The organism is Arthrobacter sp. BGA-UO-ETr-C19 (assembly GCF_059568005.1).
In genome coordinates, this window is the sequence record NZ_JCAQPC010000023.1 from 161,861 (window position 1) to 185,932 (window position 24,072).

General features: G+C 67.1%; 23 protein-coding genes. 11 read left to right on the forward strand and 12 right to left on the reverse strand.

The annotated features are described in order from the left end of the window. Window positions 1–6: 6 nt before the first annotated feature. From AC57BR_RS16910 to AC57BR_RS16920, 3 genes are all read right to left on the reverse strand, one after another. Complete coding sequence (locus AC57BR_RS16910; protein WP_496362585.1) at window positions 7–1,107, reverse strand: hypothetical protein; 1,101 nt, start codon at window positions 1,105–1,107, stop codon at window positions 7–9. A gap of 70 nt (window positions 1,108–1,177) precedes the next feature. Beyond that, a complete protein-coding gene (locus AC57BR_RS16915; RefSeq protein WP_496362587.1) occupies window positions 1,178–2,176 on the reverse strand; it encodes a glycosyltransferase in 999 nt (332 codons plus the stop codon). After that, window positions 2,163–3,029 (reverse strand): glycosyltransferase family 2 protein, encoded by an 867-nt coding sequence (locus AC57BR_RS16920; protein WP_496362589.1) that lies wholly within the window; start codon window positions 3,027–3,029, stop codon window positions 2,163–2,165. Before AC57BR_RS16920 ends, AC57BR_RS16915 begins: the two co-directional genes overlap by 14 nt. A 234-nt stretch (window positions 3,030–3,263) precedes the next feature. Between AC57BR_RS16920 and AC57BR_RS16925 the strand changes: the two genes are divergently transcribed. After that, entirely contained in the window at window positions 3,264–4,391 is a 1,128-nt protein-coding gene (locus AC57BR_RS16925; protein WP_496362591.1) for a glycoside hydrolase family 16 protein, read from the forward strand. Window positions 4,392–4,413: 22 nt separating this feature from the next. On the opposite strand, the gene AC57BR_RS16930 is transcribed toward AC57BR_RS16925, so the two are convergent. After that, entirely contained in the window at window positions 4,414–5,505 is a 1,092-nt protein-coding gene (locus AC57BR_RS16930) for a metallophosphoesterase (RefSeq protein ID WP_496362593.1), read from the reverse strand. 251 nt (window positions 5,506–5,756) lie between these two features. On the opposite strand from AC57BR_RS16930, the gene AC57BR_RS16935 reads away from it, so the two are divergent. Further along, window positions 5,757–6,572: a S1 family peptidase gene (locus tag AC57BR_RS16935; protein WP_496362595.1), complete on the forward strand. Its 816-nt coding sequence runs from the start codon at window positions 5,757–5,759 to the stop codon at window positions 6,570–6,572. Window positions 6,573–6,575: 3 nt separating this feature from the next. Here the strand turns inward: AC57BR_RS16935 and AC57BR_RS16940 are convergent, their stop codons facing one another. Further along, on the reverse strand, window positions 6,576–6,911 hold the full coding sequence (locus tag AC57BR_RS16940) for a YciI family protein (RefSeq protein ID WP_306926337.1): 336 nt from the start codon (window positions 6,909–6,911) through the stop codon (window positions 6,576–6,578). A gap of 226 nt (window positions 6,912–7,137) precedes the next feature. On the opposite strand from AC57BR_RS16940, the gene clpB reads away from it, so the two are divergent. After that, on the forward strand, window positions 7,138–9,795 hold the full coding sequence (clpB, locus tag AC57BR_RS16945) for an ATP-dependent chaperone ClpB (RefSeq protein ID WP_496362598.1): 2,658 nt from the start codon (window positions 7,138–7,140) through the stop codon (window positions 9,793–9,795). 35 nt (window positions 9,796–9,830) lie between these two features. Here clpB and AC57BR_RS16950 read toward each other — a convergent pair whose 3' ends face one another. Then, the gene (locus AC57BR_RS16950; protein ID WP_496362600.1) at window positions 9,831–10,529 is read right to left on the reverse strand and encodes a septum formation family protein; all 699 of its coding nucleotides are present in this window, start codon (window positions 10,527–10,529) and stop codon (window positions 9,831–9,833) included. A gap of 327 nt (window positions 10,530–10,856) precedes the next feature. On the opposite strand from AC57BR_RS16950, the gene AC57BR_RS16955 reads away from it, so the two are divergent. From AC57BR_RS16955 to AC57BR_RS16970, 4 genes are all read left to right on the forward strand, one after another. Further along, entirely contained in the window at window positions 10,857–11,090 is a 234-nt protein-coding gene (locus AC57BR_RS16955) for a DUF3073 domain-containing protein (RefSeq protein ID WP_003803040.1), read from the forward strand. A 275-nt stretch (window positions 11,091–11,365) separates the two neighbouring features. Continuing rightward, complete coding sequence (locus tag AC57BR_RS16960; protein WP_496362603.1) at window positions 11,366–11,695, forward strand: ArsR/SmtB family transcription factor; 330 nt, start codon at window positions 11,366–11,368, stop codon at window positions 11,693–11,695. Then, window positions 11,692–12,675, forward strand: coding sequence for a TIGR03086 family metal-binding protein (locus AC57BR_RS16965; RefSeq protein WP_496362605.1), 984 nt, complete (start codon window positions 11,692–11,694; stop codon window positions 12,673–12,675). The genes AC57BR_RS16960 and AC57BR_RS16965 overlap by 4 nt, the downstream gene beginning before the upstream one ends. 45 nt (window positions 12,676–12,720) lie before the next feature. Then, entirely contained in the window at window positions 12,721–13,506 is a 786-nt protein-coding gene (locus AC57BR_RS16970) for a VOC family protein (protein ID WP_496362607.1), read from the forward strand. A 119-nt stretch (window positions 13,507–13,625) separates the two neighbouring features. On the opposite strand, the gene purM is transcribed toward AC57BR_RS16970, so the two are convergent. From purM to uraD, 6 genes are read right to left on the reverse strand one after another with little or no spacing between them, the layout of a single operon-like run. Then, window positions 13,626–14,789 (reverse strand): phosphoribosylformylglycinamidine cyclo-ligase, encoded by a 1,164-nt coding sequence (purM, locus tag AC57BR_RS16975; RefSeq protein WP_496362609.1) that lies wholly within the window; start codon window positions 14,787–14,789, stop codon window positions 13,626–13,628. Further along, a complete protein-coding gene (gene purF, locus AC57BR_RS16980; protein WP_496362611.1) occupies window positions 14,786–16,522 on the reverse strand; it encodes an amidophosphoribosyltransferase in 1,737 nt (578 codons plus the stop codon). The genes purM and purF overlap by 4 nt, the downstream gene beginning before the upstream one ends. A gap of 47 nt (window positions 16,523–16,569) precedes the next feature. Then, window positions 16,570–16,992: a hypothetical protein gene (locus tag AC57BR_RS16985; protein ID WP_496362613.1), complete on the reverse strand. Its 423-nt coding sequence runs from the start codon at window positions 16,990–16,992 to the stop codon at window positions 16,570–16,572. 56 nt (window positions 16,993–17,048) lie between these two features. Continuing rightward, window positions 17,049–17,894, reverse strand: coding sequence for a fumarylacetoacetate hydrolase family protein (locus tag AC57BR_RS16990; RefSeq protein ID WP_496362615.1), 846 nt, complete (start codon window positions 17,892–17,894; stop codon window positions 17,049–17,051). A gap of 11 nt (window positions 17,895–17,905) precedes the next feature. Next, on the reverse strand, window positions 17,906–18,244 hold the full coding sequence (gene uraH, locus AC57BR_RS16995; protein WP_314195716.1) for a hydroxyisourate hydrolase: 339 nt from the start codon (window positions 18,242–18,244) through the stop codon (window positions 17,906–17,908). Then, entirely contained in the window at window positions 18,241–18,738 is a 498-nt protein-coding gene (uraD, locus tag AC57BR_RS17000) for a 2-oxo-4-hydroxy-4-carboxy-5-ureidoimidazoline decarboxylase (protein WP_496362619.1), read from the reverse strand. Before uraD ends, uraH begins: the two co-directional genes overlap by 4 nt. Before the next feature lie 509 nt (window positions 18,739–19,247). On the opposite strand from uraD, the gene AC57BR_RS17005 reads away from it, so the two are divergent. The 4 genes from AC57BR_RS17005 (at window position 19,248) to betA (ending at window position 24,071) form a co-directional block, all read left to right on the forward strand. Beyond that, complete coding sequence (locus AC57BR_RS17005) at window positions 19,248–19,931, forward strand: response regulator transcription factor (RefSeq protein WP_496362621.1); 684 nt, start codon at window positions 19,248–19,250, stop codon at window positions 19,929–19,931. 23 nt (window positions 19,932–19,954) lie between these two features. Continuing rightward, window positions 19,955–21,328 carry a HAMP domain-containing sensor histidine kinase gene (locus AC57BR_RS17010; RefSeq protein WP_496362623.1) on the forward strand — a complete coding sequence of 458 codons (1,374 nt, stop codon included), beginning with the start codon at window positions 19,955–19,957 and terminating at the stop codon, window positions 21,326–21,328. A gap of 63 nt (window positions 21,329–21,391) precedes the next feature. Further along, window positions 21,392–21,976, forward strand: coding sequence for a TetR/AcrR family transcriptional regulator (locus AC57BR_RS17015; RefSeq protein ID WP_496362625.1), 585 nt, complete (start codon window positions 21,392–21,394; stop codon window positions 21,974–21,976). A 379-nt stretch (window positions 21,977–22,355) separates the two neighbouring features. Beyond that, on the forward strand, window positions 22,356–24,071 hold the full coding sequence (gene betA / locus AC57BR_RS17020; protein ID WP_496362627.1) for a choline dehydrogenase: 1,716 nt from the start codon (window positions 22,356–22,358) through the stop codon (window positions 24,069–24,071). Window position 24,072: the final 1 nt, after the last annotated feature.

A 24,072-nucleotide genomic window follows, 5' to 3' on the forward strand; every position in this document is an offset into this window, starting at 1 on the left:
CCCACGTCACTCGGCCAGCTTGGAGTTGATCAGGCCGGCAACGTAGTCGGACGTCCGGTCGGCGGACCACGAGGCGGGTATCCGGAGCAGGGAGCAGGGCACGTCGTCCAGGGCCCGGCGCACCACTGCCGCCTTCTGGCTGAAGAACTCCTCCAGCGGAACGAGGCCGGTCGCACCCAGGGCCTCGATCAGCCGACGTGACACCAGTGGGAGCTCCGAATGGAAGTTCCCGACGATGCGGGATGTCATCCATTCGCGGCTTCGGGTCTCCAGCCGGGCTTCGGACCCGTCATAGCGTTCGAGGAAGATGGCCAGGCGGGTGAGCGCCGCCGACGAGATGCCCTCCTGCCCGAAGACCATCTCGGGATGGACCATCCGGTGCTCCGGGGACCAGCGGCGCGTGAAGGCGGCGGTCTTCGGGTAGCGGACGATCACCGGGTGCACGGCCGTGGCGAGGTGGGCCACCGAATTCGTGAGCCAGCCCGGGGCGAGCGGCTTGCGGGCACCGCTGAACACCTCGGGGTAGATCCTGCGGTGGTGCGGCTTGAGGAACATCGGCTTCGCGTAGCCCATGAGCATGCCGTCGGCATCCAGGAAGGCCCAGTCATCGGCCATGAAGCGAACGCCGGGCATGGCCACGAGTTTCGCGACCGTGCTGGTCTTGCCCACGCCGCCCCAGGCGGGAAGGAGGACTCCCGAGCCGCGGAAGTCGACCACCGCGGCGTGGATCATGGCGGCGTTCTGCCGGATGCAGAGCCGGTCCAGCAGGGGGATGACGGCGGTCAGCAGTTCGCCACGGCCCTGGACGGAGTAGCCGTCGCGGGTTTCCTGGACCTGGACGCGGTCCGCGGGAATGTAGAGCGACTCGGGCGTGAAGCGGTAGGCGTCCTCGGCGTGCGACTGTTCCGCCACCTCCGTTGTTTCCGCGCTGACGCTCAGCCGCAGCGGTGCCCGCGACGGTCCCAGGAACGGAGCGAGCATGTCGCGCAGCTGCGCTTCGCCGGGGGTACCGGGGGCAACATCGATGCCCACGAGGCCGTGGACATCGAAGCTGGCGCCGGTGGACGGGAGAGAATCCCGCAGGACGTCTTTTTCGGACTGGCTCATGCCCCGTACCCTCCAGTGGTATCGGCGGTGCTGACCAAAGAGTCAGGCGTGTACTGCTGGTACATCCGGATCATTTGACTTCCCTCCAGCTGGCGTGTGGCTCGTGCGGCGCGAGTCCCGCGTCCGCCGGATCAAGGGGCAGGCGGCGTCCCCGGATGTACCCGCAGGTAGTTACGGCCAGCACGGCCACCGTGGCCAGTGCGCGTCGCAGGCCGGCGGGGTCCGTTCCCCGGATCCTGCCTGCTATCCCCGCCGCCACGGCACGCGGCAGCACGCTGCGGACGTACCGGCGCTCCGGCCCCAGGGCGCGCTTGTGGCCGACGATCTTGCTGACCAGGGCTTTTGATATCCCCTCTGACCAGGCGCGCCGCAGCATGTAGCCCAGCGTGCCCCGCTGGGCGGGAACGTAGTGGTTCACCAGTGCCGCCGGTTCGTACACCACTCGGCCACCGGGCGAACCGATGGCCGCCCTGATGCAGATCTCCGTCTCCTCGCAGCCCAGGGGCAGTGAGTTCTGGCGGCCCAGGGAGGTATTAAAACCTCCCACCACCTCAAGGACCTGGGAGCGGAAGGACATGTTGGCGCCGATGACGTTGCGCACTTCGGCCGCCACCTTGGGCATGCCGCGGTGCGTGCAGCCGATGATCCAGTCCAGCTCCTCGCCGAAATGGGCCGGCCGGCTTGTTTCCCAGTCCGGCAGGACGCGTCCGCCCACGGCCAGCACGTCGGGGTCGTCGTAGAGGGCCGTCAGCCGCTCCAGCCAGTCCGGGGCCGCCACGGCATCGTCATCGAGGAAGGCAACGACGCCGGCAGTTGCCGCCGCGGCCCCCGTGTTCCGTGCTCCGGAGAGGCCTTTGGCACCCGTGTTCTCCAAAATCACGACATCATCGACCGTGAAGATGAGCCGCTTGTAGAGATCAACGTTGTAGTCGACCACCACGATTGTTTGCTGCGGCGGTACCGTTTGGGCGCGGACGGATTCGACGGCGGCCATCAGCCTGTCCCACCGGTCTTCCGTGTAGGAGCAGATCACTACCGAAACGGCCGGGAGCCCTTCACCGTGGTTCACTGTAATCACCCGCTATCAGGCCAAGGACGGTTGCCGGATCCGTCGGAATGTGGGGGAGGGTCAAGCTGGGGTACCTGTATTTCACGCGCCTGAGCGACTCTGGCCGGGCGCCGGCCGTGGGTGCTTCCCAGCCCACGCATTCACGGGCCAGGGTCCGCAGTACCCGCCACCCGTCGCGAAAGGTATGAAGGTTGGAGTTGCCTGAGATCCGGGTCAGTTCGTTGCTGGGCACCTCGGCGATCCGCAGGCCCGCCCTGGAAGCACGGACGATCAGTTCGGTTTCAATCTCGAACCCCTCAGACTCCAGCTCGAGGATCTGCAGGCACTCCCGCCGCATGGCGATGTAGCCGTAGCAAAGATCCGAATAGTTGCTGTGCAGGACAAGGTTGGCGAGGCGGGTCAGGGTGCGGTTGCCGGCGCTGCGGAGCAGCGTGATGTCCTCGGAGCCTCCGCCCGTGACGTACCGCGAGCCCTTGACGAAGTCGAATTCATGCTGGAGCGGCGAGATGAACCAGCCGATTTCCTGCGGATCCATGCTTCCGTCGGCGTCCAGCATGACGATGATGTCCCCGGATGCCGCGGCCAGTCCGGCCCGTACTGCGAAGCCTTTTCCGGCCTGGGGTTCGGAGACCACCACGACGTCCAGGCGCAGTGCCCGGGCCACGTCGACCGTGCTGTCCAGGGAACGGCCGTCGACGATCACCACCTCGTCCACATACGAGGGCATGCGGCGAAGGACCCACGGGAGGTTCATGGCTTCATTGAGGGTGGGGATTACCACGCTGATGGAGGCCAGGGGTACCGGTACCGGATTTGGTGCACGAACAGTTGAAACTTGTATGGGGATGGTCACTAGCCTCACCACTCATCGGAGTCGTATGCCTATGCCCCTCCCGAGCAGCCTCCCCGGCTGGATACGGGAAATTGAAGCGCCTGCTGCTGCGGTACTGGCAACTTTGCTTGCACTCCCCCTCGGATCATGTTCGGCCCGCCAACTTGTAAAAAGCTTGGGAACCCTTGAAACCGCCCCAGTTTTGGGGGTCGCAGAATCCTTGGATGCATTAGTCCCGGCTGCCACACTTGCCCCATGATTAACTCAGCTCACGGCAGGCACCGTGGGCGCCGCACGATGCCCAGCCTCCCCGGGCGGCTGGCTGTGCTCGCGGCGGTAGCGGCGCTGACGGTGTACGGAACGGTGGCCACGGAAGCGCAGCGGCTTCCGCCGGACCGGGTGCCCGCCGCCGAACCCTCCGCCACCGAAACGGGCGCTGCGTCAGCAGCCGGGTCCCCTGCGTCCTCGTCCCCGGCGGCGGACGCTGCCAAGCCCGCCTCGCCGTCGTCATCCCGTCCCAAGCCATCGCGGGCCGCGGCCCCGGCGGCGGGGCCATCCGTAGCCGCGCCGCCCTCAACAGCCGCCCCGGTGGCACCACCCTCACCAAGACCGCTGACGGAGAAGGTGCCGGCAGCTGACCCTAAGCTGAACCAGCTGCCCATGGGTGACCTGCACGGGTGGACACAGGTGTTCCGGGAGGACTTCGACAAGGGAAACGTGCCCGTTGGCGGATTTCCGGGCCCTGCCTATGCTGCGAAGTGGAGCGCCGGTTATGTGGACGGAACCCCGGACACGGCCGGGCAGCGGGGCGCGAAGTCGGGCTACTACCCGTCCAAGGTGCTCAGCGTGAAGAACGGCATGCTGGACTGGTATCTGCACACGGAAAACGGCGTCTCGATGGGGGCGGCGCCCACCCCCAAAATCCCAAACAGCAGCACCAACCCGCACCGGGACAACAGTCTCCTCTACGGGAGGTTCTCGGTACGGTTCAAGGCCGATCCGTTACGCGGCTTCAAAACGGCCTGGCTGCTGTGGCCGGACAGCGGGATCTGGCCACGCGACGGCGAACTCGATTTCCCCGAGGGGGACCTCTCCACGAAGTTCTACGGCGCCGTGCACAAGATGGGAAACGACCCCTACGCCACCGATATCATCTACTCCGACACCACCTTCACCCAGTGGCACGTGGCCACGATGGAGTGGGGCCCGGGCAGGGTCGAGTTTTTCCTCGACGGACGCTCGCTGGGCGCGGGAACCTCGCGGACGCCGAATATCCCGATGCACTACATTCTCCAGACCGAGGCCTGCCTGTTCGGCTGCCCCAAGCCAGAGACGGCGGGGCATGTCTACCTGGACTGGATTGCCATCTGGAGGCGGGCGTAGGGGCGACGGTTTGCCGGCTCGGCTACTTCCGTTTGACCTCGAAGCTGTCCGTGAACGTGTAGCCGTCCGCCGGAATGAACCGCGCCGAGAGCCGGTCCGCGGTGGCCGTCACATCCAGGGTGCCGAGGGCGGCGTCGCGGTTCTTCCCGGACCAGGCAGCAAAGTAGGGGGATTCGGGATCCTGGTCGTTGACTTCATAGAGCCCCACGCCGCCGGTTCCCACGGTGGCGAACACCGTTCCGGCGCCCTGGACCATGGCGTTGTCCGAGTCGGCGAGGCAGCCCCCGGAGAAGCTGTCCGGCACCAGCGCCGGGCAATCCTGGCCGCGGCCCAGCTGATGGCTCCGCTGGTAGTTGTGGTCGTGGCCCGTCACCACCAGGTCCGCCTTCTTCTCGATGAGCAGGTTGGTGAAGTCACGCCCCGCCTGGCAGTCGTACTTGCCCACGCTGAGGCACGGTGTGTGCATGCCGACGACGGTCCACGGGATCTTCTTGGACCTGGCGCCGTCAAGGGCGGCCGCTGTCCACGCCCAGCGCTCGCTGCCCCTGGAGTAGTCCAGGGTGTTTCCGTCGTGGAACTTGATGCCGGGGGACACCATAATGAAGCGCACCAGCGGGTCCCGTTCCGGGTAGTCGGCGTACCACTGGATTCCATACTCGCCCTGGAGCCCCGGCAGTTTGTTGGGCAGGCAGTTGACGATGTTGGCGATGTCGCCGTCGTGGCCGTCGCTCTCATGGTTTCCCGTGACCACCTGGTAGGGAAAGTCCGCGCCCAGCTTGCCGGTGACCATGTCGCAGAATTCCTGCTCGCGCCCTGCCTCGTAGGAGAAATCCCCGAGGGCCAGGTTCAGCTCGGGACGGAGGCCGTTGATGGCGTCAAGCACTTTGCGTGCGCCCGTGCCCAGCCCGATGTCGCCCTGGGCCGTGAAATGGACGGCGGCGGGCTCTGTCGGTGAGGATGGCCCGGCGGACGAGGTGGATTCTGCCGTGCTGGGCGGCGCGGTTGCCGGCGGTCCGGATGTGCCAGGCGAAACCGTCGTTCCCGACGGCGGCGGGGGCGGACCCTGTTGGCATGCGGTGAGCAGCAGCGCCAGTGAGAGTACGGCGGGAGCCATGCCGGACCATGTCCACTTTTTCGACAGTCCAGGCATGATCCCTCACATCACGGAACCGAGCCTGATGCCGCTGCAGGCTGGTGAACGGTATTTACTGCTAGGCCCTCAGGGTAATGCCCGCAGCGCCCCCATGCCATACATGGGTCCGGACCCGGGGGCGGTGACAGTAATCGTAATGAATATGACAAATCTTGTCACGGCACGTACGCTCGCAGTCGGACCTCTCGCACCCAACGCTAAGGAGCCCCCCGGTGAAGATCGCGAAAATCCTGGCCACGGCCGCGGCCAGCGCGACGCTGCTGGCTCCCGTTCTTTGCGGCCCGCCGGCCCAGGCCGCCCCTGCCAAGGAAGTAGCCCCGGCCATAGAAGCGCCTGCCAAGGACGTGCCGGCCCCCTCCGGTGACGGCACCTTCAGCAGGGACATCGCCGGCGGCAGTACCTCCACAGTTTCAGCCGCCCCCTTTGTGGCGCAAGTTTCCTTCGACTCCGCAGGGGCCAACGTGGGGTGCACCGGCAGCCAGATCGGCGCGAGCTGGGTCATCACGGCCAAGCACTGCAACTCCACAAGCCTGAGGTCGGTCCGCCTGGGCACCAGCTACCTCGGAACCGGAGGTGCGGTCCGTTCGGTTGCCGCGCGCTATGCGGCGCCGGCCGGGGATGTCCTGCTGCTGAAGCTGTCCACGCCGTATTTCGGCTCCTATGTGGGCCTGTCCAGTTCCTTTCCTGCCACGGGAACGCGCGCGGCGGTCTATGGCTGGGGCGATCAGTCCGAGGGGTCCGGCGCCATGTCCTACTACCTCAAGGCGGCGGCCGTCTCGGTGGTCTGGCAGGGCGTGGACAACTATGGCGGCCCGTCTGTCCGAACGCGGTCGGAAAGCGGCCACACGCTCAGTGGCGACTCGGGAGGGCCGCTGATCGTGAACGGCAAACTTGCAGGGGTCCTGTCCACCTCGGACATCCTGCCGGCCCGGACCCCGTCGAATTTCACTGACTACTACAACGACCACGCCTCCGTGGTCCGCAACCTCGCCTGGATCACCAGCGTCTCGGGAATTCAGGGCTCGTAGGAGCTACATCCCGGGCAGGTCCAGGGTCTCGTAGACCTGGATGCTGGCGCCGGGCATCATGAGGTGCGGATGCCCCTCGAGCAGGGCTAAAGCGCCGTCCATGTCCTCGGCCTGCAGGATGCCGTATCCACCCACGCTCGTGTTCGTGTCCGAGGTGCCCGACTGGCTGACCTCCTTGCCGGCGCCCAGGGGCTGGCCCATGTCCACGATGCCACTGCCGGCCCGGGACGCCCACTCCATCCACGCCTTCATGCCCTCCTGCGCGGCCTCGGGGGAACTCTCCGCCATCTGGGACTGTGCCGACTGCGGTGCGTTGTAAAGAACAACAAACTTCTTCATTGCTGGTCCTGTCTCTGGAGCGGTGGGGCGTGACCCTCGCAGCCACAGGTCGATCCTAGGGTGATTCGGCCTGCGGCGATACAGTTCAAGGGCCACCATTCACCGAAAATTCGCCTGACCGGCAGTGGGCATTTCGCTGTGGGAAAACTTGGCCGTGAAGACCTGAAAAGCAAAGTTGAGCGTAGTAGACTCAACTCAGCTAAACCGTCTTTGAAAGGAGCTCTCTTTGGACGTCAAATTCACCACCAAGAGCCAGGAGGCTCTATCGGCTGCCGCCATGAACGCCTCCACGGCCGGTAACCCGCAGGTGGAACCCGCCCACCTGCTCAAGGCGCTGATGGATCAGCGGGAGGGTGTCGCCGTCGCACTCCTCCGCGCCACCGGAGCGGACCCGGATGCTGTCAGCGTCCAGGCCAGTACCGCCATCAAGGCGCTGCCTGCCACGTCCGGAAGCTCGGTCCAGCAGGCCCAGCTGTCCCGGCCTTCCCTGCAGGCGATCCAGAACGCCCAGAACGAGGCAGACAAGCTGGGCGATTCCTTTGTCTCCACCGAGCACCTCCTGCTGGGGCTCTCGGCAGGGAGCGACGGCGTGGGCAGGCTGCTGCGCGATGCCGGCGCGTCCCATGAGGCGCTGGGGGCGGCCCTTCCGGGCGTCCGTGGCGACAGAAAGGTCAACTCGCCCGATCCCGAAAACACCTTCCAGGCCCTGGAGAAGTTCGGCACCGACCTCACCGCGGTGGCGCGTTCGGGGAAGCTTGATCCGGTCATCGGCCGTGACAGCGAAATCCGGCGCGTCGTGCAGGTGCTCAGCCGCCGGACTAAGAACAACCCCGTGCTCATCGGCGAACCGGGCGTCGGCAAGACCGCCGTCGTCGAGGGACTGGCACAGAGGATGGTGGCCGGCGACGTGCCGGAAAGCCTTCGAGGCAAGACCCTGATCGCCCTCGATCTGGCCTCCATGGTGGCCGGCGCCAAGTACCGCGGCGAATTTGAGGAGCGGCTCAAGGCCGTCCTGGAGGAGATCAAGAACTCCGAAGGCCGGATTGTCACGTTCATCGATGAGCTGCACACCGTGGTGGGAGCCGGGGCCAGCGGCGAAAGCGCCATGGACGCCGGCAACATGCTCAAGCCCATGCTGGCCCGGGGTGAGCTGCGGCTGATCGGCGCCACCACCCTCGACGAATACCGCGAGAACATCGAGAAGGACCCCGCCCTGGAGCGCCGCTTCCAGCAGGTGTACGTCGGAGAGCCCAGCGTGGACGACACCATCGGCATCCTCCGCGGCCTCAAAGAGCGGTATGAGGCCCACCACAAGGTTGCCATCGCCGACTCCGCGCTGGTGGCTGCCGCGACGCTTTCCAACCGCTACATTTCCGGCCGGCAACTGCCGGACAAGGCGATCGACCTCGTGGACGAGGCGGCCTCCCGGCTGCGCATGGAGATCGACTCCGCTCCGGAGGAGATCGACCAGCTGCGGCGCGCAGTCGACCGGCTCACCATGGAGGAGCTCGCCCTGCAGGGCGAGACGGACGCCGCGTCCGTTGAGCGCCTCGCCGCCCTGCGGGCCGACATGGCGGATAAGAAGGAGCAACTGGCCGGCCTGAACGCCCGCTGGGAGGCCGAGAAGGCGGGCCTGAACCGCGTGGGCGACCTGAAGGCAAAACTGGATGAGCTGCGGTCCACCGCGGACAAGGCGCAGCGCGAAGGTGACCTGGAGACGGCATCCCGGATCCTCTACGGCGAAATTCCGGCTCTGGAACGCGAACTGAACGCCGCCGCCGAGGCCGAGGCCGCCGTCGCCGACAAGTCCGCCCTGATGGTGGCGGAGGATGTCACCGCCAACGACATCGCCGAGGTCATCGCGGCGTGGACCGGCATCCCGGCCGGCCGGATGCTCCAGGGCGAAAGCCAGAAGCTGCTGCACATGGAGGAGGAACTTGGCAAGCGGCTGATCGGACAGTCCAAGGCCGTCACCGCCGTGTCCGACGCCGTGCGCCGTGCCCGGGCCGGCATCAGCGACCCCAACCGGCCCACCGGTTCCTTCCTGTTCCTCGGCCCCACCGGCGTCGGCAAAACCGAGCTCGCCAAGGCGCTCGCGGACTTCCTGTTCGACGACGAGCGCGCCATGGTGCGGATCGACATGTCCGAGTACAGCGAGAAGCACTCGGTGGCGCGCCTCGTCGGCGCGCCTCCCGGCTACGTCGGCTACGAGGAGGGCGGCCAGCTCACCGAGGCCGTCCGCCGCCGGCCGTACTCCGTGGTGCTGCTGGACGAGGTGGAGAAGGCCCACCCCGAGGTGTTCGACATCCTGCTGCAGGTGCTCGACGACGGCCGCCTCACTGACGGCCAGGGCCGCACCGTGGACTTCCGCAATGTGATCCTGGTGCTCACCTCCAACCTGGGCAGCCAGTTCCTTGTTGACCCGACGCTGGATGCGAACGCCAAGCGTAATGCGGTGATGGCCACGGTGAACGCCTCCTTCAAGCCGGAGTTCCTGAACCGGCTGGACGAGGTGGTGCTGTTCGATCCGCTGTCCGTCGAGGAGCTCGCCCGCATTGTCGAGCTGCAGGTGGCGGAGCTGACCAAGCGCCTGCACGAGCGGCGGCTCTCGCTCGAGGTCAGCGAAGGCGCCCGCTCCTGGCTGGCGATGTCCGGCTTCGACCCGGCATACGGCGCCCGGCCGCTGCGCCGCCTCGTGCAGCGCGAAATCGGCGACCGGCTGGCCAAGGCCATCCTGGCCGGTGAAATCTCCGACGGCGACACGGTCCTGGTGGACACCGCCGCGGACCTTGGGGAACTCACCGTCGAGGGCCTGGAAGCACTGTCCGGGCCCGACGGCGGCGCTCGACTGGGCAGCGGGCTCACGGTCCGCCGCCGGGACTAGCGGGACGGGAACAGGGAGCTAAATGGAACAGGGAGCTACGGGAGCAGGCTTGCCTTGATGACGTTGCCCGACGCGGTGACGTAGCAGTCCACGCGGCGGTCGCCCTTGGCCCAGCTGGCCGTGCTCGGGTAGGCGAGACGGTAGTTCAGGTTGTAGGCGTTGGACTTTTCCGTCAGGGCCGCCGTCTGGCAGGTCTCCCTGGCCCTTGTCTTCAGGGCGTCCCGGCCCGGGTAGGCGTCACCGTCAGCGTAATGGGTGACCGCCACCAGCTGGGCGGAATGGTCGGAGGTGCACGCAACCACGGTGGACTTGGATGCCTCGGGGTCGAAGTCCTTGAAGCAGTCGCCTACCCGGAAGTCCAGCGGGCCCACGTTGGCCAGGGGCAGGCTGGGTCGGGGTGAGACCGCCGGCGGGGCGGGGGAGGCCTGCGCAGCCGTTGCCTCGGGCCGGTTGGCGGCCTGCATGGTGGCACTGGCGAGGAGTGACGTCAGGAGCCACACGAGCAGGCCGCCCGCCACAAGCAGCGCAACGACAAAACCGGCCTTGAGCAGGGTTTGCCGGACCTCGCTCTGCGCGAGGCGGGAGCGGATCGAGCCGAGGAGGCTTTCGAGCCGGGCAACACCGGGTTGGGTTTGTTTCGACTCGGCTGATTTGGCCTCAGCCGGCCCGGGCTGCACGGCGAGCGAGCGGACCTGCCCGCGTTCCCCGTCGCGGCTGGGATCGTTGTCATTCATATGGGGGCGGCACCCCTTCCTGGCGTTCGCTCGGCGGTGAGGATCCGGTATCAATGCGTTTCCGCGGTGTGGCCCTGGCGGCCGGTTGCCGGATTCCCATGCCCGCTTAATTCAGTCGTTCAGGAGACTCTATCGAACAAAAAATCCCTGCGAGCCCCGGATTGCCGCGGAGAAGCGGGCTGCGGGTGCCCCCGGCGGCCCGCGTGGCAAGCAGATGCCGCCGAAAGCATGTAATCTAGGGGTACGACAAATTGACCAAACATTCCGGGGCCTCACCGATCGCCAAAGGTGACCACCTCCGGTCCAAGTACAAAAGGGGGTCACGCCATGGGGCGCGGCCGTCAAAAGGCAAAAGCTACCAAGCAGGCTCGGGACATCAAGTACTACTCCCCGAACACTGATTATTCGGCCCTACAGCGCGAGCTCACGGGTCCGGGAAGTCGTGCCACGAGCCATTTCGCGAATGAACCGGTCGAGCCGGACTATTCAGCCTACGTGGATAAGTACGCGGACGATTTGGATGAAGACGACGACGAGGTAGACAGCCGTCGTATCGGTTAGTCGTTCCTGCTGAACTGCCGTAAGGCAGTTGGCTGAACGCCGCCGTCGTGCACCTCCTGGGTATTTCCCGCATTCGGGTTGCCCGTTTCCCTGCCTGACCCGGACATCGGGTCATAGCCAGAGATTTGGCCGCAGGGGTAGGTCCGGTGCCGCCACAGTTATCAGGCCCGTTGGGCACGCCAGTCTTTGGCGTGCCCAACGGGCCTTTTGTGTTTCCGCATCCGTTGCAGGGGAAGCCTTGACCAAATGCGTTAGTCATCGCTAACGTATTAACCGTGCTAGATCCCCTCGAAATCGCGGCCGAGCCGAACCGGCGCCGATTGCTGCAGCTGCTGGCGGGCGGTGAGAAGACCGTGACCGAACTGGCGCGCGACTTCACCGTGAGCAGATCCGCCATCTCGCAGCACCTTCTCCTGCTCGAACAGGCCGGGCTGGTGTCCGCGCGCAAGGAGGGCCGGAACCGCTATTACAGGCCCGATCCGAGGGGCATGAACGAACTCCGCCGGTTATTTGACCAGTTCTGGACCCATGAGCTGGACCTGCTGGTTGCAGAAGCCAACGAACTCTCCAAATCCGAACTTCCCACGTCAAAGGAAAAATCATGACTTTCGACAAGACCGTACTCGTTCCGCTGGACCTCGATCAGACGTTTGCGCTGATCACGCAGCCGGAGCGGCTCCGCCGGTGGCAGACCGTCGCCGCGCGCGTCGACCTGAGGGTCGGCGGCGAATACCGGTGGACCGTCACCCCCGGGCACCACGCCACCGGTACGTTTACGGAAATTGAACCCGGAAAGCGCCTCGTCTTCACCTGGGGCTGGGAGCAGAGCCAGGAGATGGCTCCGTCGGACTCGGTGGTGTCCCTCATGCTTGAGCCGGTCGACGGCGGCACTTCCGTCCGCCTGACCCATGCCGGCCTCGGCGAGCAGCAGGAAGCAGCCCACGCCGAAGGGTGGAACCACTACCTGGACCGGCTGGTTGCGGCCGGCGCGGCAGGCGATGCCGGCGCTGACGAGTGGGCGGCGGCGCCGGACCCGATCAACGAGCTCACTGCTGCGGATGCCACCCTGGCAGTGCTGCAGCGCGTGCTGCGCTCCGTCACTCCGGCCGACCTCGAAACCCAGACCCCCTGCGCCGACTACAACGCCGGCCAGCTCCTGGACCATGTGGCCGGCTCCATCAGCGGCATCGGCCAGGCGCTCGGCGTGCAGGTCTCCGACGACGCCGCGAAGGCGCCCGAGGCCCGCATTGCCGACCTCGCCCAGCCCGTGTTGGAAGCCTTCTACCGGCGGGGGCTGGAAGGGACGGTGGACATGGGCTTCGCAGAACTGCCCGCCACCATGGTGGCCTCCATCCTCAACCTGGAGTTCCTGGTTCACGCCTGGGACTTCAGCAACGCGCTCGGCGAGGACCTCAGCGTTGCCGACGCCCTGACCGACTATGTGGAGGTACTCGCCCAGCAGACCATCAGCGAGCAGGTGCGGGCCGGCGGCAGCTTCGCTCCCGCCCAGCAGGTGGCTGAGACCGCCGGCAGCCTGGAGCGGCTCGTCGCCTTCACCGGGCGGGCCGTGCACGCCGGCGCCTAGAGGAATTAGGCTGAAGGAAACCCAGCCAACGAAAGGTACGGACGCATGGTTCAGCGCAGCGGGTACAGCCTCGGAGAGCTCTGTTGGGCGGACGTCCAGACGCCGGACGTGGCCGCCGCCAAGTCCTTCTACGCCGCCGTGTTCGGATGGCGCTACGAGGACCTGCCAACTCCGGACGGCCGCAGCTACGCGAAGGCCTTCCTGGATGACGACCTCGTCGCGACCGTGGCACCGCAGCCGCAGCAGGGTGACTCGGAGCAGCCCGCGCAGTGGAACGTCTACTTCGCCACGGATGACGCCCGGTCCACCGCGGAGGAAACCAGCCACGCCGGCGGCACGGTGCAGTTCGGGCCGGAGGACATCGGGGACACCGGAACCATGGTGTTCGTGGAGCCGCCGGGCGGCGGCGCCACCGGCGTCTGGCAGGCCGGTACCCACCCGGGCAGCGGGCGGCACAACGAGCCCGGCGCGTTCGCCTGGGCCGAACTGATCACACCCGAGCCGCAGGCCGCCGTCGGATTCTTCCAGCAGCTGTTCGGGCACGAGGTGACCGAATACCCCCAGGACGACGGCGGAACCTACACCACGCTGGTGGTGAACGGCGCAGAGGTGGCGGGCATCGCCCCTGCTCCGGAGGAGGACGGGGACGGTGAACCCGGCAGCCGCGGCTGGCAGGTCTACTTCGGCGTCTCCAGCGTCAAGGAAGCAGTGCTGTCGGCCGTCTCTGCCGGAGCCGAGGTGCTGGTGGAGCCGGAGTTCGACGACGACGCCGGCACCATCGCCACCCTGAAGGACCCCCAGGGCGGTGTGTTCAGCGTCCTGGAGGTTTAGTCCCCACCGGCCCCCTCGCCTCGCAAGCTCGGCCAGGGAACCCTGCCGGCGTGGGCCCAGCCGCCCTTAAACGCCAAGTGCTCCCCACCCGACGGTGGGGAGCACTCTCGCTCTTTTAGCTAGGCGTAGGCGTTGACCAGCTGGACTGCGCCGCCGTCCACGCCTTTGGCACCCTGCACGTAGTCCGGCCCGGCCTTGACCACGGCGTCGGAATCGGCGCTGACGGCACCCATGATCCAGGACGGCAGTCCGCGCTCGTTCAGGCGGGCCACGGCGGCGTCTGCAGCTTCGGCGGAGACCACGGCGACCATGCCGACGCCGAGGTTGAGCGTGCGCTCCAGGTCGGGCAGCGGCACGCGGCCCAGCTCGGAGACAAGCTTGAAGATGGCGGGCAGCTCCCAGGTGGAGCGGTCAACGGTGGCCACGAGGCCCTGCGGCAGCACGCGGGCCAGGTTGGCTGCCAGTCCGCCGCCGGTGACGTGGCTGAAGCCGTGCACAGCCTTGTCCGCGGTGACCGGGAAGGCCCGGGCGAGGTCCAGGCAGTCGGCGGCGTAGACGCGGGTGGGTTCCAGCAGTTCCTCGCCCAGCGTGCGGCCGAGCTCGGACACCTGGCGGTCCAGCGCCCAGCCGGCGTGGTTGATGACGCGCCGGACCAGCGAGTAGCCGTTGGAGTGCAGGCCGGAGGAGGCCATGCCGATCACCACGTCGCCGGCACGGACGCGGTCCGGTCCGAGCAGCGCGTCGGCTTCCACCACGCCGGTGGCGGCGCCGGCGACGTCGTACTCGTGTTCGCCCAGCAGGCCGGGGTGCTCGGCCGTTTCGCCGCCCACCAGCGCGGTGCCGGCCACCGAGCAGGCGGCGGCGATGCCGCGGACGATGTCCGCGATCCGCTCCGGAACCACCTTGCCGCAGGCGATGTAGTCGGTCATGTACAGCGGTTCGGCGCCCACCACCACGATGTCGTCAACCACCATGCCCACGAGGTCGTAGCCGATGGTGTCGTGGATGTCCATGGCCTGGGCGATGGCCACCTTGGTGCCCACGCCGTCCGTGGACGTGGCGAGCAGGGGCCTCTTGTACGTGAGGAGCCTGGAGACGTCGTACAGGCCGGCGAAACCGCCGACGCCGCCAATCACCGATGCGTTGTGGGTCGCCTTGACGGCGTCCTTCATAAGCTCGACGGCGCGGTCGCCGGCCTCGACGTCCACACCGGCGGCCGCATACGTGATGCCGGTGTTGTTCTGGGCAGCATTCATGTCAGCAGTGGAGGAAGCGGAAGTCATAGGGACTCTTTCTTGTCAGCGCCGACGGTCGCAGCGTCGTGGTGGAGATCGGGCACGCGGTCGGCATCGGTGAGCAGGTTCTCGAATTCGGAATCCGGTCCCGGGTCACAGCCCGTGGCGCCCGGCTTTTCCGCGGGGTCCTCGGTCACGGGGATGCTGTCCGGGTTGCCGGGGGTGGCGGCAGCCGGTTCGATGGCGGCGTCGGCGGCAGCGTTCTCTGGCGAACCGGCGGCCGGAGCCGCGGCGGACGAAGCAGGCAGGCCGCCCAGGTCCGTGCGCTCCAGAAGGTTCTTGCCGAGCTTGTCGGACCCGGGCAGCTCGATGGGGTACTTGCCCGTGAAGCATGCCGTGCACAGCCGTTCGCGGGGCTGCTGGGTGGCGCCGATCATGCCGTCTTCGGAGATGTATGCCAGTGAATCGGCACCGATGGCCTGGGAGATCTCCTCGATGGTGGCGCCGTTGGCGATGAGCTCTGCCCGGGAGGCGAAGTCGATGCCATAGAAGCAGGGCCACTGGACCGGCGGGGAGGAAATCTTGACATGGACGGCGGCGGCGCCGGCTTCGCGGAGCATCCGCACAATCGCGCGCTGCGTGTTGCCGCGAACGATCGAGTCATCGACCACCACCACGCGCTTGCCGCGGATCACGGACTCCAGGGCGTTGAGCTTCAGCCGGATGCCCAGCTGGCGCAGCGTCTGCGAGGGCTGGATGAACGTGCGGCCCACGTAGGAGTTCTTGACGAAGCCGTGGGCGAACGGGATACCGGATTCCTCGGCGTAGCCCACCGCGGCGGGGGTGCCGGACTCGGGGACGGGGATGACGATGTCCGCTTCCTGCGTGTTTTCGCGGGCCAGTTGGCGGCCCATCTCCACGCGGGATTCGTACACGGACCGGCCGGCGATCGCGGCGTCGGGACGCGCGAGGTAGACGTACTCGAAAACGCAGCCGGCCGGCGTCGGCTCTGCGAAGCGCTGGGACCGCACGCCCTGCTCGTCGATCGCGATGAATTCGCCGGGCTCGATCTCCCGGATGAAGCTGGCGCCCACGGTGGCCAGGGCGGACTGCTCGGAGGCCACCACCCAGCCGCGCTCCAGCCGGCCGAGGACCAGCGGGCGGATGCCGAAGGTGTCGCGGGCCGCGTACAGGGTGCCTTCGTCCATGAACACGAAACAGAAGCCGCCGCGGATCTTGGGCAGCAGCTCGATGGCGGTCTGTTCGAGGGTCTTGCCCTCTTCACCCTCCAGGAGAGCCGTCACCAGGGCGGTGTCGGAGGTGTTGCCCTGCTTCATTTCGCCGCTGAGCTGGCCGCCGTTGCGCTCATGGATCATGGCGTTGAGTTCGGCGGTGTTGGTGAGGTTGCCGTTGTGCGCCAGGGCCACCGTGCCGGTGGCGGTAGCCCCGAGCGTCGGCTGCGCGTTGGCCCAGTGGCTGGCTCCGGTGGTGGAGTAGCGGCAGTGGCCCACGGCCAGGTGCCCGGTCAGGGTGTTAAGCGTGGTCTCGTCGAAGACCTGGGACACGAGGCCCATGTCCTTGTAGACATTGATCCGCTTGCCGTCGCTGGTGGCTATACCAGCCGACTCCTGACCGCGGTGCTGCAGCGCGTACAGCCCGTAGTAGGTAAGTTTTGCTACTTCTTCACCTGGTGCCCAGACTCCGAAGACGCCGCAAGCGTCCATCGGGCCTTTTTCGCCAGGGAGAAGATCATGAGAAAGTTTTCCATCGCCGCGTGCCACTGGTCGATTATCTCACGTCATGAGGTAAGGAATTTCCGGCCGCCGGATTATGACTGCTGGCCGGGCTCGCCGTCGTCCGTGGTCTGTTCCGGGGCAGTGCGGGGTTCGGTGCCCGATTCTGTGGCTGGATGCGAGGCTGGTGCCGTGCCTTCGGCAGAATGCTCCGCTTCCGGCACGGCTTCCACCACGCCCCGGCGGGCGCGGCGCACGCTTGCCCGGTCCAGCACCAGGGCGGCAACTGCGCCGAGAATCACACCGGCCGCGGCACACGGCACCATGAAGAAGCCGTACACGGCGCCGCGGTCGTAGCTGGCATCGCCGGGCAGGGCATACGCAATGACTGCCGCCGCGGCGAAGCCCACCAGCCCGCCCAGAATCAGGAAGGGAACATACTTGGGGGCGCGCCGGACTGTGATCTCGCGCCGTTCGGGAACTTCGCGCCGTTCGGGGGTGGGGTGGTCGGAAGACATGCCATCTAGCCTACTGTCATCCCGGCCGCGGGCCTGCCCCAGCGGGTTCAGCCTGCTCAGGCCTGCACCAGCCGCTGCCGCTGCCCGCCCAGGAGGTCCCCGCCTGACATCCGCATGACGTCCCCGGCTTTCAGGTAGGGGAAGCGGCCGGACAGTGCCACGCCCTCCGGGGTGCCGGTGGTGATGAGGTCGCCAGGCTCCAGCACCATGTACTGCGAAAGCCGGCGGACCAGTTCTGCCGGCCCGAAGACCATGTCCGCCGTCGAGCTGTCCTGCCGGACCTCGTCATTGACCCAGGACGCGAGACGGATATCGTCCGCCTGCACCGCTGCGGCGGGCACCAGCCATGGCCCCACCGGGTTGAAGGTGGGGCAGGACTTGCCGAGGGACCACTGCGGCCCGGAGTGTTCCAGCTGGTACTCGCGCTCGGAGACGTCGTTGGACAGGACGTAGCCCGCGATGCAGTCCGCCGCCTCGGCGTCGGATGCCAGGTAGCTGGCGCGCCGGCCGATGACCACGCCCAGCTCCACCTCCCAGTCCACCCGCTGCGCCCCGGGCGGGATGACGACGTCGTCGTCGGGGCCAACCACAGTGTTGGGGTGCTTGAAGAAGATGATGGGACGCTCCGGCACTGGCAGGCCGGATTCTGCGGCGTGCGCTGCGTAGTTCAGTCCCACGCCGATCACGGCGCCTGGCCTGGCGATCGGCGCACCGATCCGTTTGCCGTCGAGGGTCACCCGGGGAAGGCCGGCCAGGTCCAGGTCCGGCAGCTGGCCGGTCCAGGCCTGCAGGAAGTGCCCGTCAATGTCCTGGGTGACCGGACGCAGGTCGTAGGCCTGGCCGGCGTCGTCGATGACCACCGGAATTTCCTGGCCCGCCGGGCCAATGCGCATCAGCCGCATGCTGTCTCCTTTCAGCTGCCGCGGTAGGTGGAGTAGGCGAACGGGCTCAGCAGCAGCGGCACATGGTAGTGCTCGGTGCCCGTGACCTCGAAGACCAGGTCCACCTCCGGGAAGAATGTGGTGCCGCCCTGCTGGGCGTAGTAGTCGCCGGTGGCGAAGTTGAGCCGGTAGTTCCCGGGGGCCAGGACCTCCGGTCCCAGGTCCTTCGCGCGGCCGTCCGCATCGGTGGTGCCGGTGCCCAGCTTTGTCCAGCTGCCGCCGTCGTTCGCGTAAAGCACGACGGCGATTCCCGCCGCCGGGCGTCCGGCGCCGGTGTCCAGGACGTGGGTTGTCACGTGGGAAACGCTCATTCGCTGATCACTCCCTCCAGGCGGAGCAGCGCGATTTCCCGCAGCTGCTGCGCGACGATGGCGTCTTCCTGCGCCGGGGTGTTGGCCAGGCGCTCGTTTAGCGCTGCCAGGATTTCGGGCGCGGTGCGTCCGGCGGCGCGGATCAGGAAGACCCGGCCGAACTTTTCTTCGTACGCGCGGTTGCCGCGCGCCAGGGCGTCGGCCACCTCAGTGTCCGCCGGGTCCACGCCTGCCTGTTCAGACCGGGACATGGCGGCCTCCGTGGTCTGCGCGGCGGGGCGTTCGCCGATCCTCGGGTGGTGCGCCATGGCGCCTTCCACCTCTTCCGGGGTGAACGGGGCGGCAGCGGCCCGGGCTCCGTCGAGGAGCTCCTGGCGGGACGCGAACGGGCGCGCAGCGGCGATCTGGTCCACCCAGCGCGGGACGTCGATGCAGGGACGCAGGACTGCGTGGGCAGCGTCCCTGTCCGCGGCATTGAATTCGGCAAGCTTCACGTTGTGATCCTCAAGCGTCTGCTGGCATCCATGGTGACGGCTATGCGGAGGACCGGATACTCTCCCGGTGATCGCCACCCCGCTTGGGAGCAGCGAGTTCCGCATCATGGAACTGTTATTTCAGCATACGTAATAGTGAAGCCGAGCAGGTCCGCCGGTGTCAAGAGACTACAGCAGGGGTTGAGCTTGGCAGGTGTCGACGCTTCCTCAGCTCTTGCCGCCTTTCGACAGACCCTTCCTCGGCTTTCGCAGTCTTTTGGCGGACGCTCCCGCAATCGGTGCGGAAGGGTTTGGGCTTTCCCTGCGGGACCTGAGGATGGGTTTGGGGTTTTCCTGCAGGATCTGAGGAAGGGTTCGGGGTTTTCCTGCAGGACCTGAGGCAGCGTTGGGGGAGGCAGGGGGTGGCTGGGGGCCCTCGATGGGCCAAGAATTGTCAAAGCTCGGAGAAGTACGCTGTTCACGCCGTGGCTATCCGCCGCGGCACCGTTCCGGCCGGAAGATAATCGGATATGCAGATCCTGGTGGTTGAAGATGACGAATCGGTGGCCGCAGGCGTGCTGGAGGGCCTGACCAGGGCCGGCTTCCAGGCCAGGCACGTCGCCGACGGGGCAGGGGCGCTCGCCGAGGTCCGACGCTCCAACCCTGACTTCGTGCTCCTTGATTTGGGGCTGCCGGACATGGACGGCACAGACGTCTGCCGTTCCATCCGCTCCCTGACCACGACGCCGATCATCGTTGTCAGTGCCCGCGACGAGGAGATCGACCGCGTGCTGGCGCTGGAGTTGGGGGCTGACGACTACCTGGTGAAGCCGTTCGGAATGCGGGAACTCATTGCACGGATCCGCGCCGTGGCCCGCCGCACGGCCGACCCGCAGTCCGAGACCGCTCCGCCGGCCGACGGCACGCGCGTGATCGGCACGCTGAGCATTGACCTGCGCTCACGCAGGGTCCTGGTGCACGGCGCCGAAATCCACCTCACCGCCAAGGAGTTCGAGCTCCTCTATTACCTGGCTGAGGACCCCGGCGCAGTGTGCCAGCGCAGCGACATTCTGCGCGCGGTGTGGGACGGCACCTGGTACGGAACCACCAAGACCCTGGATGCGCATGTCGCCGCAATCCGGAAGAAGCTCGGCGACCCCCGCTGGATTGAGGCGGTGCGCGGCGTCGGATTCAGGCTGGATGTGCCCGGATGAGGTGGCGGCTGATTGGCGCGTTCATGGCCATCACCCTACTCGTGGTGTTGGTGCAGGACATTCCGCTGGGCAGCTATCTCGTCCGGGTGGAACGCGACCGCCTGGCCACCTCGCTCGAACGCGATGCCTTCCTGCTCAGCGGACGGGCACGGCAGTTGCTTGAGACCGGAGGTCCCGCGCCCGGGACGGTGGCCACCGCCGTCCGCGATTACGGACGCGCCAGCGGGGCCCGCGTGGTGGTGGTGGACCGCGCCGGCACAGCGGTGGCAACGTCCGACGACGACCAGTCGTCCACCGGGTCCTCTTACCTTTCGCGCCCCGAAATTTCCGCCGCGCTCGCCGGTCAGATCACCTCCGGCCAACGCCACTCGGACACCCTGGGATTCGATCTGGTGTACGTCACGGTTCCCGTCCTCAGCGGCGAGAACATCACCGGTGCCGTGCGCCTGACGTATCCGGCATCGGTGGTGGACGACCGCGTGTCCGGGCAGCTGAGGGTGATGTGGGCGGTGGCGGGCACCACCGTGCTACTCGCCGGGCTGCTGGCCTACCTGATGGCCGGCGCCGTGACCAGGCGGATCAAGCGGCTGCAGAAGGCCACCGAACTGCTGGCGGAAGGCAACCTCGCCACCCGCACCGAGGAGGAGCAGGGCCCGCCGGAGCTGCGCACCCTGGCCCGGTCCTTCAACCAGATGGCGGACCGGCTGGAGCACCTGCTGCAGCAGCAGCGCGGATTTGCCAGCGACGCGTCGCACCAGCTTCGCACCCCGCTGACGGGACTGCGGCTGCGGCTGGAGAACGCGGTGGACGCCGTCGGCAACGATCCCGACGGCGCGCGCGTCATGGTGGCCGACTCACTGGAGGAGACGTACCGGCTGCAGCGCATCATCGACGGCCTGCTCCTCCTGAGCCGGGCGGACAGCCGGCACGTTGCACGGGAGGACGTGGACCTCAGCGAGATCGCCCGGAACCGCATGGAGCAGTGGGAGGCGCTGGCCGAGGAAAGCGGAGTGCGGACAATCCTGGACGCCGTTCCGGAGGCCAGGGTCGTGGCCATGCCCGGCGCGGCGGAACAGATCATCGACAACCTCATCGACAACGCCCTGGCCGTGGCGCCGCCGGACTCGGAGATCCGCCTCGTGGTCCGCCCGGACGGCGCCTCTGGCGCTTACGAGCTTCACGTGCTCGACGACGGTCCGGGGCTTTCCGAGGAGGACCGGCACCGGGCGTTTAACCGCTTTTGGCGGGGCCAGTCGACGTCCGACGGCAGCGGCCTGGGCCTGGCCATTGTCCAGCAGCTCGCCGACGCCAGCGGCGCGGCGGCGTCCCTCGAAGCCAGGCCCGGCGCCCCGGGCCTGGACGCCCGCGTCACATTCAGGGGCGCGCCGCGCCCCTGACCGGAATTGGCCGTCGCCCGGACGGCAGATGCACCATCCCGGGTTTCGCCATATTCTGGCCAAATGGATACAAGCACCGTGAACTCCGGCGAACAGGTTGACCGGCAGGAGCGCATTCTCGAAGCGGTGCTGGGCCTGCTGTCACGCCACGGCATCTCAGGCGTAAACATGCGCGCTGTGGCCCGCGAAGCCGGGGTCGCACTGGGGCTAGTCAATTACTACTACGAAGACAAGTCGAGCCTGATCCGTGCGGCCCTGCACCGGATTGACGAGCGCGATCTTAAGCTCGTTGCGCCCGACCCGGCATCGGCCCCGGACGAACAGCTCCAGAAAGCCCTCCGCCGCGTTGCGGACCCGGAATTGCTGACCACGCAACACCTGTCCCTGCGCCTCCACCTTTGGGCACTCGCGCAAGCCCATGAAGACTTTGCGCTGATAAATGCGGCTGCGTTTGAGCGGTATCTCGATGGGCTCGCGGCGCTGATAGGGAACGCCAAACCCGAGCTTTCCGGCCATGAATGCAGGGAGCGGGCGGCTGACATCGTCGTCGTTCAAAACGGGATGTGGCTAACGGCGCTCCTTGGCGTCGACGAGGCATCCATCATGAGGAGCATCGCCCGCACGGAGCAGATCGCCTTCGCCGCGTAGCGGATCTGGGCCCCAGCCAAACAAGCACAGCACGGCCCTTCGGCAAACTGCGCCAAAAAATCTTGAACATCGGTTCAGTTTTAACCTTGAACACTTGTTCAAGGTGGACTACTCTGCATGTGTATGACCTACACCACACAAACGGGGTCCCGCGGAAATAAAGGCGTTTCATGCGCGACTTTCGGTTCGGGCCACAGTTCCCGGTTCGGGCCCAGGGAAAACCTCACTCGCAGCAACTCCCTGGCCATCCCGTCAATCCCCACGCCGGCTTAAAGACCACCCAATTACGTTCCGGGGCACCATGGCGTATCGCCAGCTCCCGGATGAAGGACAACCCGCCCCCGGCGGTTGATCTGCACCAGGTAGAAGGAGATTTTGCATGACACAGACCAACTACGACTACGTCATCGTCGGCGGCGGAAGCGCAGGTTCCGTTCTTGCCAACCGCCTGAGCGACGGGGGCCAGAGCAGCGTCCTGGTTCTCGAGGCCGGACGGAGCGACTACCCCTGGGACCTTTTCATCCAGATGCCCGCCGCGCTGACCTTCCCCAGCGGCAACCCGTTCTATGACTGGCGCTACGAGTCAGATCCCGAGCCCCACATGGGCGGCCGGCGCGTGGCGCACGCCCGCGGCAAGGTCCTGGGCGGCTCGAGCTCCATCAACGGCATGATCTTCCAGCGCGGAAACCCGCTCGACTACGAGCGCTGGGGCGCCGACGCCGGGATGGAAACGTGGGACTTCGCACACTGCCTCCCGTACTTCAACCGGATGGAAAACGCGCTGGCCGCCGACCCCGACGATGAACTGCGCGGACACTCCGGCCCGCTGGTGCTGGAGCGCGGCCCTGCCACCAACCCGCTGTTCCAGGCCTTCTTCGCCGCCGCCCAGGAAGCCGGCTACCCCCTGACCGACGACGTCAACGGTTACCGCCAGGAGGGTTTCGCGGCGTTCGACCGCAACGTCCACAAGGGCCAGCGGCTCTCCGCGTCCCGCGCCTACCTGCGGCCTGAATTCGGCCGGAAGAACCTGACCGTCCTGACCCGTGCGCTCGTCACCAAGGTCAACTTCAAGGGCAATGTGGCTACCGGCGTCACCTACCGCCGCAACGGCAAAACCCACCAGGTGACCGCGGGTGAAGTGATCCTGGCCGGCGGTGCCATCAACACCCCGCAGCTGCTGCAGCTCTCCGGCGTGGGCGACGCGGCCCACCTGAACTCGCTGGGCATCAACTCCGTGGTGAACCTGCCCGGCGTCGGCGAAAACCTCCAGGACCACCTCGAGGTCTACATCCAGCACGCCTGCACCCAGCCGGTCTCCATGCAGCCCGCCCTGGACCTCTGGCGCTATCCGCTGATCGGACTGCAGTGGATGCTGGGACGGAAGGGTCCGGCCGCCACCAACCACTTTGAGGGCGGCGGCTTCGTCCGCTCCAACGAGGACGTGGCGTATCCCAACCTCATGTTCCACTTCCTCCCGGTCGCCGTCCGCTACGACGGCCAGAAGGCTGACGCCAAGCACGGCTACCAGGTGCACATCGGCCCCATGTACTCCGACGCCCGCGGCAGCCTGAAGATCAAGTCCACTGATCCCACGGTGCACCCGTCGATGCTGTTCAACTACCTCTCCACCGAGCAGGACCGCCGCGAATGGGTCGAGGCCATCCACGTTGCCCGCGACATCCTGGGCCAGTCCGCCATGGGACCCTTCAACGGCGGCGAGCTTTCCCCCGGCCGGAGCGTCCAGACCGACGCGGAGATCCTTGACTGGGTTGCCCGCGACGCCGAGACGGCGCTGCACCCGTCCTGCACCGCGAAGATGGGCCCGGACTCCGATCCCATGGCCGTGGTGAACCCGCTGGACATGACCGTGCACGGCACCCGCGGCCTCCGCGTGGTGGACGCCTCGGCCATGCCGTACGTCACCAACGGCAACATCTACGCCCCGGTGATGATGCTTGCCGAAAAGGCTGCCGACCTGATCGCCGGCAAGGCGCCGCTCGCGCCCCAGCATGCCGAGTTTTACCGGCACGGCGTGAGCCCGCTGGAACGCGGCGGATCCGTGCCAGTAGCAGCAGCCGCAGCGGCGAAGGGCTAGG

Coding starts and splice junctions, on each gene's coding strand:
- AC57BR_RS16910 (WP_496362585.1), bottom strand. CDS start 1,107: ATGAGCCAGTCCGAAAAAGACGTCCTGCGGGATTCTCTCCCGTCCACC.
- AC57BR_RS16925 (WP_496362591.1), top strand. CDS start 3,264: ATGATTAACTCAGCTCACGGCAGGCACCGTGGGCGCCGCACGATGCCC.
- AC57BR_RS16930 (WP_496362593.1), bottom strand. CDS start 5,505: ATGGCTCCCGCCGTACTCTCACTGGCGCTGCTGCTCACCGCATGCCAA.
- AC57BR_RS16940 (WP_306926337.1), bottom strand. CDS start 6,911: ATGAAGAAGTTTGTTGTTCTTTACAACGCACCGCAGTCGGCACAGTCC.
- AC57BR_RS16950 (WP_496362600.1), bottom strand. CDS start 10,529: ATGAATGACAACGATCCCAGCCGCGACGGGGAACGCGGGCAGGTCCGC.
- AC57BR_RS16955 (WP_003803040.1), top strand. CDS start 10,857: ATGGGGCGCGGCCGTCAAAAGGCAAAAGCTACCAAGCAGGCTCGGGAC.
- AC57BR_RS16965 (WP_496362605.1), top strand. CDS start 11,692: ATGACTTTCGACAAGACCGTACTCGTTCCGCTGGACCTCGATCAGACG.
- AC57BR_RS16970 (WP_496362607.1), top strand. CDS start 12,721: ATGGTTCAGCGCAGCGGGTACAGCCTCGGAGAGCTCTGTTGGGCGGAC.
- purM (WP_496362609.1), bottom strand. CDS start 14,789: ATGACTTCCGCTTCCTCCACTGCTGACATGAATGCTGCCCAGAACAAC.
- AC57BR_RS16985 (WP_496362613.1), bottom strand. CDS start 16,992: ATGTCTTCCGACCACCCCACCCCCGAACGGCGCGAAGTTCCCGAACGG.
- AC57BR_RS16990 (WP_496362615.1), bottom strand. CDS start 17,894: ATGCGGCTGATGCGCATTGGCCCGGCGGGCCAGGAAATTCCGGTGGTC.
- uraH (WP_314195716.1), bottom strand. CDS start 18,244: ATGAGCGTTTCCCACGTGACAACCCACGTCCTGGACACCGGCGCCGGA.
- AC57BR_RS17005 (WP_496362621.1), top strand. CDS start 19,248: ATGCAGATCCTGGTGGTTGAAGATGACGAATCGGTGGCCGCAGGCGTG.
- AC57BR_RS17010 (WP_496362623.1), top strand. CDS start 19,955: ATGGCCATCACCCTACTCGTGGTGTTGGTGCAGGACATTCCGCTGGGC.
- AC57BR_RS17015 (WP_496362625.1), top strand. CDS start 21,392: ATGGATACAAGCACCGTGAACTCCGGCGAACAGGTTGACCGGCAGGAG.
- betA (WP_496362627.1), top strand. CDS start 22,356: ATGACACAGACCAACTACGACTACGTCATCGTCGGCGGCGGAAGCGCA.